Origin of the sequence: Rhizobium mongolense USDA 1844 (assembly GCF_000419765.1) — a bacterium.
Lineage (GTDB): Bacteria > Pseudomonadota > Alphaproteobacteria > Rhizobiales > Rhizobiaceae > Rhizobium > Rhizobium mongolense.
In genome coordinates, this window is record NZ_ATTQ01000024.1 from 36,922 (window position 1) to 50,301 (window position 13,380).

The window sequence follows — 13,380 nt, forward strand, 5'->3', positions numbered from 1 at the left end:
TTAGCGGAATTTACTGTTGATCCACATGTGATGGTGCGGTGCCGAACTTTCAATGTCCGGTATTTCACTTTGTTTTGAGTCCTGCAAGCGCCATTTCGAGCTCATGCTCGGTCAAAGTATAAACCGTGGCGTTCTCGGTATAGACGAGCACGCAATCGATGCGCTTGCCGGGATAGAGCGGCGCGAGGATTTCCCGGTAGATCGCAAGCTGCGCCTGATGCGCAAAGGGAATATCCTTTTGGGTCGCGGGCGGCACGCGATTGGTTTTATAATCGAGAACGACGACGCGATCGTCGAATACGGCCAAGCGATCGACACGGCCGGAAACGGCATAGTGGCCCCCCTTCAAGGTGAGCGTCCCCATGATCGAGACTTCCGGCTGCGTGTGCACTGCAAAAATCGCCTGAAGGCTGTCCTCCGCTAATAGTTTCAGCACCGAATCGATCAGTTGATGCCGTTCGGTTTCCGGCCAGAAACGTGCAGCACGGTTTGCGTAACGCGCCGCCGCCTCCGCTCTCTCGGCTGGAGCGATGTCCGGTAGAGTCTGCAGCATGCGATGGATCAGACGCCCCTTTTCCAACGACCGGTCGGAGCGGTTTTTTTCCGCAAAGAGCGGCGAATTGATCAAGAGGTCATCCGCCTCCTCATCGATGATGGTTCCGGCGCCGGATGGGCTGAGGGGTCTCGGCAACTGCCTTTGCTGCGGGAGCGGCCTGAGAATGCTGGAGGGCAGGGCCTCCCGTTCGTTCCGGTCTTCCAGCTTCTCGGAGCGCTCGAACGTGCGGCCGACTTGCGGCACGCGCCATTTCACGCCCTGCCATTCACCGTCCGGTCCATTGAAGGTTGCCGGCGTAACATGCGGGTGGCTGTCTTCCATCGCGGATGAAATCATCATGTGCCAAGTATCGCTGTTTGCCCTGGCACCGCGATACCCGCAGACAATCAACCGGTCGGCGGCGCGTGTCATTGCCACATAGAGCAGCCGCCGGTATTCCTCTTCCGCCAATTTCTGAAGTCGTGCCGCATCGGCTTGCGTCATCGAATTGGCAAGGTCGCTGACCGGAACCCAGACAGGTATTGGAGGGGTCACTGCACTTGTTTCGATCAGGCGCAGCTTCGGCATGTGGGTATGCGTAAAAGCTTTCGAGCCGCCGTCGACCAGAAAAACGATCGGTGCTTCCAATCCCTTGGAAGCATGCACGGTCATGATCCGAACCTCGTTGCGGCCCTTGTCCTGCTCACGCTTCACCTCGGGCGCTTCGAGTTCCAGCGTTGAGATGAAGGATTGCAGGCCGGGCAGCCCCGAGCTTTCGTGATCGAACGTGAATGTGAGGAACTCGTCCAGAATATCGCTGACCTCGGTGCCGAGACGCGCGAGAAACTGGCGCCGGCCGCCGTGAACGCCAAGCAGGCGCGAGTAAAAGTCGTGGACGGACAGACTTCGCGATTGATCAAGAAGTAGCGTGAGCTTTTCTGTCACGGTCGCATATCGCTCGTTACCGTCGACTGCAAATTGCTGCAGGTGAGCCCACACGCTTGCATTGTCGCTACGCAGCGCAGCGAGTGCGAAGATATCGTCTTCTGATAGGTCGAACAGCGGGCTCTTGAGCACCGCCGCCAGTGAAAGATCATCCTGCGGCAACAAGAGGAAGCGGCCAAGCGCCAGCAAGTCCTGAACGGCGATATGGCTGGTCAGCCTGAGGCGGTCTGCGCCCGCGACCGGAATATTATCGCGCCGTTTCAGTGCGCGGGTCAGCGCATTGACGAAGGTATCGCGCTTGCGGACCAGCACAAGAATATCACCCGCCCGAATAAGACGCTCCTTGCCCTTCTCGACGATCGTCTCGTGGCCGACAAGCCGCTCGATCGTATGGGCCATACGGCGGGCAAGAATAGCAGCTGGGGCGCTTTCGGGTGTCGCGTCAAAGGGCGCCGTCCAGTCTTCGTCCTTAACGGTGGCTTCGGGGGCGATCATCTCCCAGAGATCGACGGCACCTGGGTGACCGATGCGGCTAGAGCGGTGAACGACCGGCTCTTCGACGGCGCTGAGGCCTCGCGCGTTTTCGGATGATGTGAAGATATGGTCGACCGCAGCGAGAACGTCGGATGTCGAGCGAAAGGAAAGGGGCAGACGCACGGACGAGAACATTTGACCGCTTGCCGAAACCCGCCTCCTTGTGCGTTCGCTCTCCTCGGAGAAACGTTCCGGGCGCGCGCCCTGGAAGGAATAGATCGATTGCTTCTCGTCGCCGACGGCAAACAGCGTCCGCACGACGGGCCGCGCACTTTCGCCGGAAAAGAAATCTTCCGCCAGCGACTGGATGACGCTCCATTGGATTGGGCTCGTATCCTGCGCTTCATCCACCAGAATGTGATCGATACCCTGGTCGAGCTTATAGTGGATCCAGGGCCCGACGCCGCTCTTCGTCAGCAGATCCGCGGTGCGCGTGATGAGATCTTCGAAATCCAGCTGACTGCGCTGCTTTTTCAGGTCCTCATAATCCCGGTTCAGCCGGTCGGCAAGGATAAGCGCTGCATGTGTGGCATTGAACATCCGCATGATCTTGAGGCGGTCGCGGCAGGCGACGATATGCGCGCGCGCTTCAGCGATCGCATCAGCAAGCTCAGGTGCATCGGAGAGCATGGCTTTGACGGTAAATTGCGAGCCCGACTTAGGTTCGCCCTTTGCCGTCAGGAATATCTTTTCCAGCAATTCGGCCCGCTTTGCCGCATTCCGCTCATTGGAAGCCTGCCGCAAGCCATAGGCGACTTCCTGCGCTTTCGCGCCGCCCTTTTGGGCTGTCAATGTCTGGTAAAGATCGAGCGTCAGGCCGAAGAGACCCGGCAGCGGCCAGTATCGCGAGGTGATCTGGGCCTCTGTTTCGTCGGCCGAAAGTTGCAGCTCCCTGCGCAGCGTGGCCGCAATCCCGCCTTGTTGCTCAGCCGCGGAACTGAAGCGGCGAATGGCGTTGCGGTTGGCGACGATCTCGCCAAGCAATGTCTCCAACCCGGTCTCGTCACCGAGATTGAGAATATAGGAGAAGGCATCGGCAAGCTCGGGATCCTGCCCGGGTGTCGTCGCGGTCAACAGCGAGCGGCGGGCATCGGCGAGCAACGTCGCTGCGGCGCGATCGTCGAGAACCGAGAAGTGTCCGGCGACATTGGCCTCCAGTGGAAACTGATGCAGCAAGGCCTCGCAAAAGGCATGGATGGTCTGGATTTTCAGCCCGCCCGGCGTTTCCAGCGCCTTGGCAAAAAGCCGTCTCGCTTCGGCAAGCTTGAGCCGATCCGGCGTTTCGCCTTCGATCTGCGTTATCCGGTTTTTGAGTTCCTCGTCCGGCAGCACCGACCACTCGGCCAAACGTGCGAAGACACGATTCGACATTTCGGATGCGGCAGCCTTGGTATAAGTGAGGCAGAGGATGGCCGAGGGCCGCGCACCGGAAAGCAGAAGGCGGATGACGCGCTGGGTCAACACATGCGTCTTGCCGGAACCGGCATTGGCCGAAACCCAGGCTGACCGCGACGGGTCGGAGGCAATCGACTGCTGGATCGTCGTCCAGCTGATCCATATGCCCGGATCGTCGCCTTCCGGAAGTGCGGTCGGATCACTCATCGCCGCCCCCTTCTTCGTTTTCGGCCGTCGACCATTCGGAAACGCGCGCAAGGTGATCGTAATCACCTCCGAAATCGAACTGCTGCGCCGGAATTAACCGTGACGTGAAGCCACGTTCGCCGGATTGCAGAAGAGACACGAATTTGACCAACTGATCGATCGATTCCCCTGCCAGATCGAGAGCCGATTTTGCCTTGTCGCTTCGCGTGGAAGTTTCATTGTTGACTACATCGGTGTCGAAACGGCTGCCGGGCCGAAGGCGCACATAGATGAGATCCTGCGGTGTCAGGCTTCCGACGTCGCGAAAGGCGCCGGCGCTGAGCGCCGCGGCCTCGAGCGCCAACTGCGGGTCGAGAAGCGCGCGCGCCTGTGCGGGCGATGGATTGTAGCCGGTCTTGTAGTCGATGATGTCGGCAGTGTTTGGCCCCGTCACATCGATGCGATCCGCAACGCCTGTCAACCGGATACTGATCGGTTCGAGTTCCACGCCGCCGCGCACTTCCGTATAAGTCTTGCGGATCGCCGGTCGGCGTTCGGCTTCCCATTCGAGGAATGCGCGCGCCACCTCCCTGAAACGCGGACGCCATACCGCATCAATGTGCGACGGCAGGTGCTCCATGTCGAAGCGCTCCATCAGAATGGTTTCCATTGCTTGCGCGGCTTCCGGCGTACCTGCAGCATGACCTTCACGGACAAAGCGGTCGATGATCGTGTGATAGAGCGTCCCGCGTTCCGCAGCACCTGGATCGCGATTGAAGGGATCCACGGGGTCCAGCCGCAAGATGCGCCGGGCATAGACGGCATAAGGATCGCGCCGCAGGCGGCCAACTTCGCTGAAGGAATAGGATTTCGGCTGCAATTCAAGGGGCGGTGTAGGCGAGGGCCGTTGCGCGGGTGCTTGGCTCTTGCTCTCGTCCAGAAGGCCTACCCAATGCACGAAGCGGTCGCCGCGTGCTTTCAGTTGCCTTTCGAAAGCCTCGCCGCCCAGCGCCAGAAGCCGCTGCAGCCAGCGCGAAGCGACCGTCGGCGTCGAGCCTTGCCGCAGCGAGCGCGAATAGATCAGATGCCGTGTTCCGCTCGCCATTACGAAGTCATGGGCCAGTTGGCCGATGCGCCGCTCCGGCGGCTCGAGGCCGATTTCCGTCTTCATCGTGCGCGAGATGAAGGGATTATTGGCCGTTTGGCCGGGCCAGGAGCCTTCGTTCAGTCCACCCAGGATCAGCGTGTCGACGCTTTGCAGACGCGCCTCCAACGTGCCGAAAATGAAAACTCTTGGATGGCTGAGTGCGCGCGGTTTGACTGCCTGGCCGGCCGAAAGCGCCGCCATGATATCGATCCATTGCGGCCCATCGGCTTCGATCTCGCCCTGCGTCTCGATTACCTCTCCAAGCAGGCTTGCAAGCGAATCGCCCGCTTCACCAGCCCAGAGATTGGCGAGGTTGCCGCGTTCATCGACTGCCACGGCTTCGAGTGCACGTCCGGTCCGCTCCGCCCAATCGGAAAGAGTGAAGCTGGCCGTCAGTCCACGGCCATCCGGCCGGTGCCGGACGAGCGCGGATGCGAGCGGTTCGGTCGCATTGGACACCCGCCGGGCAAGATTGCGCGCTTGCTCCACTGCTTCCGGTGGCAGCGACCTTCGCCAATTCGGCGCGTGTCTGTCCCTTGCCTGCTCTGAAAGTTGATGCTCCAGCAAAGGCTCCAACGCGCTGATATCAACCGCGGCAACACCGCCACGCAGGGCGAGAAGTTCGAGTGCTTCGACGGCTTGCGTGAGCGCGCCGCGTTCGAGGCCGAAGCGGGCCAGCGGATGCTTGAGCAATGCTACGATTGTGACTGGATCGCCGGGCCGGAGGGTTGCCTCGAGGAGCAGTTGAAGGAGTGTTCCCTGCAGCATGGCGGCAAGTGGCGTACCGGCCGAGTCGTCGGCCAGGATGCCGAAACGGGAGAGCTCTGCCATCACGCGCCGGGCGAGATTGCGGTCCGGTGTGATCAGCGCTGTCTGGCTGTCGCCGTTTCGTCCCGGCTGCTCCAGTGCCAGCCGCAAGGCTATGGCGATCGCCGTCGCTTCTTCACGTTCGTTTGTGGCTTCGATCAGCGAGACATTGGCAAAGGCAGCCGCCAATGCATCGTCCGGGAGTTCTTTCTTCCATTCGCCCCAATTGCTCGTGGCTTCCGCCGGAGCGAGCGCACGGGAAAGAATTTCTGCGCGGCGATGCAGATCTTGTTCCGCCCCCTCGATCGCAACGACGTCGCCGCGCGTGAGGTTCAGCCGTTTGAGGAGGGACGAAAGGCCATATTGCGGGTGGCTTCGGCTCGCGGGGTTGGTCCGCTCGAAAGCGGTAATCTCTGGCGCAACCATCTGCCAATGCGCATCCGGCATGGATAGATCGAGGCCCGGAAGGACGATCACGCCCTCAGGCAGATTGGCGACGGAAGCGATGAGGTCGGCCGTTGCCGGCATCGAGCCAGTGGACCCGGCAATAATAATCGGTCCGGCAGGTTTTGCCATTGCGAGCCGGTGGGCTTCCGCACGCAGGATTGCATTGCGATGGCGTGCCGGTGACGATTTTCCGAGTTCGGCAAGCCGTTCCGGCCAGAAAGCGATGGCGATCTGCAGAAATTCGGCCGTCAACTGCCACCACAGAGCGTGATCTTCGGCATCGAGTTTCGTGAGTTCCGACCACTCGCGATCCTCAGTCTCGATGGAATCGATCAGTTCGGCAAGATTGCGTGCGAGCCAGATCGCGTCTGCCGGGCTCGCCGGCGCAGCCAAGGGCGAATCGGCGTGGATACGCCGCACGATCTCTGGCAGCCTGTTGCGCCAGGCGAGGATGAGGCGGGCAAGCTCCAGCAGGCGCGCCGTATTCGAAAGCGGCTGCGCGAGATCGAGGGTTGCAGGCAGCGCCTCCTCGAAATAGCCGCTGTCGTCATCCGTCTCGCCGAGCGGCCGGATAACCGGCAGGATCGCCGACCGGCCGCCGAGAAGATCGACGAACTCCGAACGCAGCACGCGGGCGGCGCGTCGCGTTGGCAGGTAGATCGTAACTTTGGAGAGCGAAAGCGGATCATTCGGATCGTGCCGGAAGAGCGGCGTCAGTCCCCCGTTGCAGAGCGTCGCGGCAAGCGTCTTCAGGAAAGGCAGACCTGCCGGGATCGTGAGAACGCGAGGCTGGTGCCGTTCGGCCATCCGTTACACAAACGTCCGGAAGCGCCGGATCGTTTCCTCCGCTTCGCCGATCGCCTCCGGCGTGCCGACCGTCAGCCAATGGCCCTCGAGCATCATGCCAAAAAGCCGTCCGCGCTCTATCGCCTTGTCGAAGTAGATGTTGATATTGAACGGGTCATCGGCGGGAGCATCGTCCAAAAACGAGGTGTCCATGACGATTGCGCCGGCATAGACGACGGGGTTCGGACCCCTTTCACGATAGCGGGTAAGCCTGCCATCCGGGGCGAGATTGAAATCATTCTTGCCATTGTGGCCGGTCGTATCTGCAAGTTTGACGCAGAGCATGGCCATATCCATGCGGTTTGCATCGAAGAATCCGGCTAAACGTCGAAGGTTGCTCGGCCGGTCAGCCCGTTCACCGATCCAGAAAAGATCGGCATTGGTGACGAAAACCGTGCCGCGACCAAGGAGCTTGAGGCCCTTTGCCAGGCCGCCGCCATTGTTCATCAGTCGGTCGCGCTCGTCGGAAATGACGATATCGAGCGCTTTGTAAGAATTCAAATGCTTTAGCATCTGATCGGCGAGATGATGGACGTTGACGACCGCTTTCTCAACGCCTGCCTCCGCAAGCGAATCCAGTGCATAGTCGATCATCGGCTTGCCGTCGATTTTCACCAGCGGCTTCGGGATTGTATCGGTGATTGGGCGCATGCGGGTGCCAAGGCCGGCAGCCAGCACCATGGCTTGTTTGATGGTCATCTGATCCGGAACTTATGATTCGCTCTAACCTATTCCAGCCCTTGCGCACCAATCGCGCAAGGGGGCAAGCGCTTCATGTTCAAGCGCCACCTTAAGATAGGAGAGCGTGCGGGGCATGTGTTTCGTATAGCCGGGCTTTCCGTCGCGCTGCAACAGCCGCACCCAGAGACCGGCAAGCTTGCAGTTACGCTGAGCCGACATGATCGCCCAGCTCTTCAGGAAGCCGGCTTCGTCAAAATTGCCGTGTGCGCGACGAAAAGCCAAATAGTCGTCCATGAGCTGCCTGAACAGGGCAGGTTCGATGGTGACGCGCGCATCCTGCACGATGGATGCAAGATCATAGGCGGTCGGGCCAATCATGGAGTCTTGAAAATCGATGAGGCCGATCTTCTGAATACCCTTTTGTCCTTCGCGCCAGATGATGTTTGGGGAATGGAAATCCCGGAGCAACAGGTTTTTTTCTGCCGATGCGAGTTCATCGATGAGCCTGTCCCAGATCGCCAGATATTCCTCACGCTCGGCATCGCTGGGAGCTGTCCCGCGCTTCCAGGGAAGATACCAGTCGAGAACAAGGCGCACTTCCATCTTCATGGCGGTGCGGTCAAAATCGGGAATGTGGTGGATGTGGCTATCGGTGACGCGGATATCCTGCGGAATCTTCATCCCGTGCAAATGCGCAAGGCAGGCGACACTTTGTCGGTAACGCGAGGCGATGGGCTTGTCGCCCTCGTCAAGCACGCCATCGCTGCCGAGATCTTCGATCAGCAGAATGCCCTGAGCATAGTCGACCTCATAGATTTCTGGCGTTGCAAAGCCTCTTTCGCGCAGCACATTGGCAATTGCAACGAAGGGATAGGCATTCTCGGCAATATGGGCAACCTTCGGATAAGGCTTTCCGTCGAGTACCGCCGGTCCCTCGGGAAGCGGCGGCCAATCCATCAGTATCTTGCGGCCCTGGCGATCCGGATAGATCGCTTCGTAGGCGCGCAGCGACGCATCACCCGTCAGGAAGCGGCGTTTTGCGATCGGGTGCCCGGCTTTCGCGAGAAAAGCGCGGATTGCGAGAACGCGGCGGATTCTCTGCATCTGTGCGGACGGCGCAGAAATCGTTGCGCGCCGGCCCCTGTCTGCATGCTCAAGTTTCATCACGATACGATCGGCGGGCAATTCGTCTTCTGCCATTTCCGGCCATTCGACAAGGCAGATACCGTTCTGAAGCGCTTCGTCGAAGCCGAGTTCCTCCAACTCCGCACCGTCAGCGAGACGGTAGAGATCGAAGTGCGAAACCGGAATCCGCAAATCGTAGGATTGAACCAGCGTAAATGTCGGGCTCGGGACCTCAAGCCGCTCGTCATCCGCCATGGCACGCAGAAACGCACGGGCAAGGGATGATTTTCCAGCGCCGAGATCTCCGGAAAATGCCAGGCAATCACCAGCCTTCAGCGCGAGCGCCAAATCTTCTCCAAGGCGGATTGTTGCCGCCTCGTCTTCCAGGAAAAGGGAGATTGTGCCGTCCTTCGTGATCATTCTGCTGCTGCGACGGAGTGCGGCAGGTTGATCGAGGGAATCCGGCAAATAACCTTCGTTCCTTTGCCCGGCTGGCTATCGATCGAAACCCTGCCGTTATGTAGGCTGACGAAACTGTCAACAATCGAAAGGCCAAGGCCTGCACCGCCGCGCTTGCCGCTTTTTGCGCCCGTGGCAAAACGATCGAAGACTGTCGCGATCATGTCCTGCGGAATACCGGGGCCGCGGTCGCTGACGGAGAAGACGAAATCCGTGCCTTCGCGATGGCATTCGAGAGAGATTCCCGCGCCTTCCGGTGAAAAATTCGCAGCATTGGAAAGCAGCTTCAACAGGATTTGTTTCAAACGCTGGGGATCGGCGACGATCGAGCCAAGATAGGCAGGCGCTGTGATCTCCAGCGTCACGCCGCTTTCCTGCAGCCGGTCGGCAATCTGCATGGAGACGTCATCGAGAAGATCGTTGAGATCGATTTCCGAATAGTTGAGCCTCATAATGCCGGCATCCACGGTGGCAAGATCGAGAATATCGTTGACCAGCGTCAGCAGCACGGACGAGGAGGTCGAAATGTGGTCGATATATTCGGCCTGACGCTCGTTCAGCGGTCCGACACTCGGGGTGCGCAGCAGATCGGCAAAACCGATAATATTGGTCAGTGGAGAGCGCAGCTCATAGGAGACATGCTGGACGAAATCGTTCTTCAGCTCGTCGGCCTTGCGCAGCGCCTCGTTCTTCTCAGTCAGCGCACGTTCAGCGCGGACGCTGTCGGTCATGTTGACGAAAGTCAGCATCGTCTGGGCGTTGGGCAACGGAATGACGGCGTAATCCAGCACGAGGCCAGAGAGCAATTCCAGTGTTCCCTGGCTGGAACGGCGTTCATCATCGAAGCTGGTAATCAGCTCCGCAAAGGTCTTCCAGCCGTCCGGCCGGTCATAGGACTGTAAGCACGTTTCGCCAATCGCACGAATATGCGTTCCCGGCTTGGCCTCGGCTTCGGTAATGCCCCAGAGCATACGGAAGGCCGGATTCGAAAGGCGAATACGACCGTCGGCTCCGAAAACGGCGACGCCTTCGGAGAGATGGTCGATCGTTTCGCCTTGGACCTTGACCAATGTATTGTATCTCGTCTCGAGAGCGACCTGTTCGGTTAAATTCTCGAAAACCCAGGTTGCGCCGCCTTGTGGATGTGCGGTCGCAAAGACCCGCAGTGTCTGACCGTTCGGCAGATGCCAGAGGTCCGTTTGCGTATCGAGTGCCCGATAGACGGAAAGTGCGGTTTCCTTCCAGCTTTTCCAGTTGAGCTGATCGGGAAGCTTTTTTGCGGCGCGCAAACGCTCCAGCAACTCGGCGTTGTCGGGCTTACTTTCGAGGAAAGCGATATCGAGCTCCCAGAGAGCGACGAAGGCCTGATTATAAAACTGCAAACGGCGGTCGCCATCGAAGATCGCAACAGGCGTCGCAAGATGGTCGAGAGTCTCGGCGTGGCTCTTCAGCGTCCGCTCAAGCTCGGCGCGGACGGATGCGGCTTCAGAAACGTCGATCGCGATGCCGGCGGAACCGCTTGGCAACTTCACGTCAACGACGTCGAAAAAGGTGCGATTGCCACGGACGACCGTCGAAATCTTGTCGTGGAAGGGCGATTCGGGCGTCGCCGCAACGCGGATGTGTTCGCGTGCGACCGTCGTCAGGATTTCCCGTCCTTCATTGATCGCGTGCTGGGGCGACGTCGCCTCGACCGCATCGCCATAGGCCTGATTGACCCAGGTGAGGCGCCCTTCGGTATCGCGCTGCCAGGCGGGCAGGTCGATCGCATCGAGCAGGTTCTGGAAGGCCGAGATCGAGGACATCAGCCGGTCGCGCTCGATCTTCAATTCGGCAAGCTCGGCGCGCAGATTGTTCAGCGCCACGAAACGCACGAAGGCGCGGCCACCGGAAACCCGGCCTTGCGCCTCGAGGATTTCTTCGCGACTGGTTTCGACAACCATATCGAAGCTCTGTGCAACACCACGTAGACGATCAATCGCCCTTTCGAGCTCTGTAGCGGAACGGGGTTTCAGCCAGAGGCCGAACGCCAGGAATTCGCTGTCCTGCGGCGCACCGGTTTCGGCTGGAAGCTGGCCAAGCAGTTCCGGCCGCTCATTGCCGTCCCAGACGACGATGCGGCGATTCTTGTCGGCGATCAGCGCCTGGTATTGCGAAATGCGCTGATGCGCATCGGAAAGGGCGGACCGGATTTCACGGCTTTCGTTTTCAAGATTACCACGCTGGCGCACGAGCCAGAGAGTCGAAAGCAGGGCCGCGGAAATGACGCCGATCACGACGGAAAAGCCAACGACCTGCGATGACGTGAAAAGATGTGCGGATGCTGCTGCTTCGGATTCGACTTGGGCCAGCACCGGCCGCGCCAATGCTGCGATTGCCGTTCCGCCTGCGCAAATCCTTGCGAGTCGCGTCAGTGACCCCGAGCTTTGCTTCACGGCTTTTCTGGCCGTATGCTTTTGGCCTGCCTCGTGTGAACGGATATCAGGCCAAGCGCCCTCGTCCGCCTGTCCCGGCAGGCTGCGATTCATTTCCGACATCAGCGGTATGTCTCCGTCCTTCAATGTGCCGCATCACGACAAGACATCCCATTTTCGGGCAAACCGGATAACTCCGCGCCACGAATCGAGTTCTAGAACAATACTTCGGAAGGGAATCGGCGGGAAGGTGGGTTCCAAAAAATAGGGATGCCGCATTTGTCAATGCGGCATCCCCAAGATGTTGTGGATATTGTTGCCGAGATTAATATCTGTAGTGGTCGGACTTGAAAGGACCCTTCGGCGAAACGCCGATATAGGCGGCCTGTTCTTCAGAAAGCTGCGTCAATTTCACGCCAAGCTTGTCGAGGTGCAGGCGGGCAACCTTTTCGTCGAGATGCTTCGGCAGAATATAGACCTGGTTTTCATACTGACCGGGCTTGGTGAAGAGCTCGATCTGCGCCAGCGTCTGGTTGGTGAAGGAGGCCGACATCACGAAGGACGGATGGCCTGTTGCGTTGCCGAGATTGAGCAGGCGGCCTTCCGAGAGAAGGATAATGCGATTGCCCTTCGGGAACTCGATCAGATCGACCTGCGGCTTTACATTCGTCCACTTGAGGTTACGGAGTGCCGCGACTTCGATTTCATTGTCGAAGTGGCCGATATTGCCGACGATCGCCATGTCCTTCATCTGACGCATATGGTCGATGCGGATGACATCCTTGTTTCCGGTCGTGGTGACGAAGATATCAGCCGACGAGACGACGTCCTCCAGCAGCACGACTTCGTAACCGTCCATCGCTGCCTGCAGCGCGCAGATCGGATCGGCTTCCGTGACCTTGACGCGGGCGCCGGCGCCGGAAAGCGATGCCGCCGAACCCTTGCCGACGTCGCCATAGCCGCAGACGACGGCAACCTTACCGGCCATCATGACGTCGGTGGCGCGGCGGATGCCGTCAACCAGCGATTCCTTGCAGCCATACTTGTTGTCGAATTTCGACTTGGTGACCGAGTCGTTGACGTTGATCGCCGGGAAGGGCAGCAGCCCCTTCTGGCTGAGCTGATAGAGGCGGTTGACGCCGGTGGTGGTTTCTTCCGTGACACCCTTGATCGCATCGCGCTGCTTCGTGAACCAGCCTGGTGAAGCGGCAAGCCGCTTCTTGATCTGTGCGAAGAGGATCTCTTCTTCTTCGGAATGCGGGTGGGAGAGCACATCTTCGCCGGCCTCGGCACGCGCGCCGAGCAGGATGTACATGGTGGCATCGCCACCATCGTCGAGGATCATGTTGGAGAGGCCGCCATCGGCCCATTGGAAGATCTTGTCGGTGTAGACCCAGTAATCTTCGAGCGACTCGCCCTTGACGGCAAAAACCGGTACGCCGGATGCGGCGATTGCGGCAGCGGCATGGTCCTGGGTCGAAAAGATGTTGCAGGAAGCCCAGCGGACTTCTGCGCCGAGCGCCGCGAGCGTTTCGATCAGAACGGCCGTCTGGATCGTCATGTGCAGCGAGCCGGTGATGCGCGCGCCCTTCAGCGGCTTTGACGGGCCGAATTCGGCGCGACAAGACATGAGGCCCGGCATTTCAGTTTCGGCGATCGAAATTTCCTTGCGGCCGAAATCCGCCAGACCGATATCGGCGACGACATAATCTTTCTCAGTGCTCATCGAGGTCTCCAGCTGAAAAGCGTCTCATAATCAAGCGCGCAGTTGACGGCGCGATAGCTCGAACGCGTGCATTGACGCACGGCCATGCTCGCCGTGTAGCAGGCTTCGCAGGCGATGGCAATAAGGATATAAA

Annotated in this window: 6 protein-coding genes; all 6 read right to left on the bottom strand. The window is 59.5% G+C overall.

Annotated features, from left to right (window positions below; all coding sequences use genetic code 11):
• Positions 1–64: 64 nt before the first annotated feature.
• The 6 genes from addA to ahcY all read right to left on the bottom strand — a co-directional run bounded on the left by addA (position 65) and on the right by ahcY (position 13,247).
• On the bottom strand, positions 65–3,616 hold the full coding sequence (gene addA, locus A3C3_RS0130890; protein ID WP_022718428.1) for a double-strand break repair helicase AddA: 3,552 nt from the start codon (positions 3,614–3,616) through the stop codon (positions 65–67).
• Entirely contained in the window at positions 3,609–6,803 is a 3,195-nt protein-coding gene (addB, locus tag A3C3_RS0130895; RefSeq protein WP_022718429.1) for a double-strand break repair protein AddB, read from the bottom strand. Before addB ends, addA begins: the two co-directional genes overlap by 8 nt.
• Before the next feature lie 3 nt (positions 6,804–6,806).
• On the bottom strand, positions 6,807–7,541 hold the full coding sequence (locus A3C3_RS0130900; RefSeq protein WP_022718430.1) for a nucleotidyltransferase family protein: 735 nt from the start codon (positions 7,539–7,541) through the stop codon (positions 6,807–6,809).
• Between the two features lie 24 nt (positions 7,542–7,565).
• Entirely contained in the window at positions 7,566–9,068 is a 1,503-nt protein-coding gene (gene tsaE, locus A3C3_RS0130905) for a tRNA (adenosine(37)-N6)-threonylcarbamoyltransferase complex ATPase subunit type 1 TsaE (protein WP_183906889.1), read from the bottom strand.
• Positions 9,065–11,644 carry a PAS domain-containing sensor histidine kinase gene (locus A3C3_RS0130910; protein ID WP_022718431.1) on the bottom strand — a complete coding sequence of 860 codons (2,580 nt, stop codon included), beginning with the start codon at positions 11,642–11,644 and terminating at the stop codon, positions 9,065–9,067. The genes tsaE and A3C3_RS0130910 overlap by 4 nt, the downstream gene beginning before the upstream one ends.
• A 202-nt stretch (positions 11,645–11,846) precedes the next feature.
• Entirely contained in the window at positions 11,847–13,247 is a 1,401-nt protein-coding gene (gene ahcY / locus A3C3_RS0130915; RefSeq protein WP_022718432.1) for an adenosylhomocysteinase, read from the bottom strand.
• Positions 13,248–13,380: the final 133 nt, after the last annotated feature.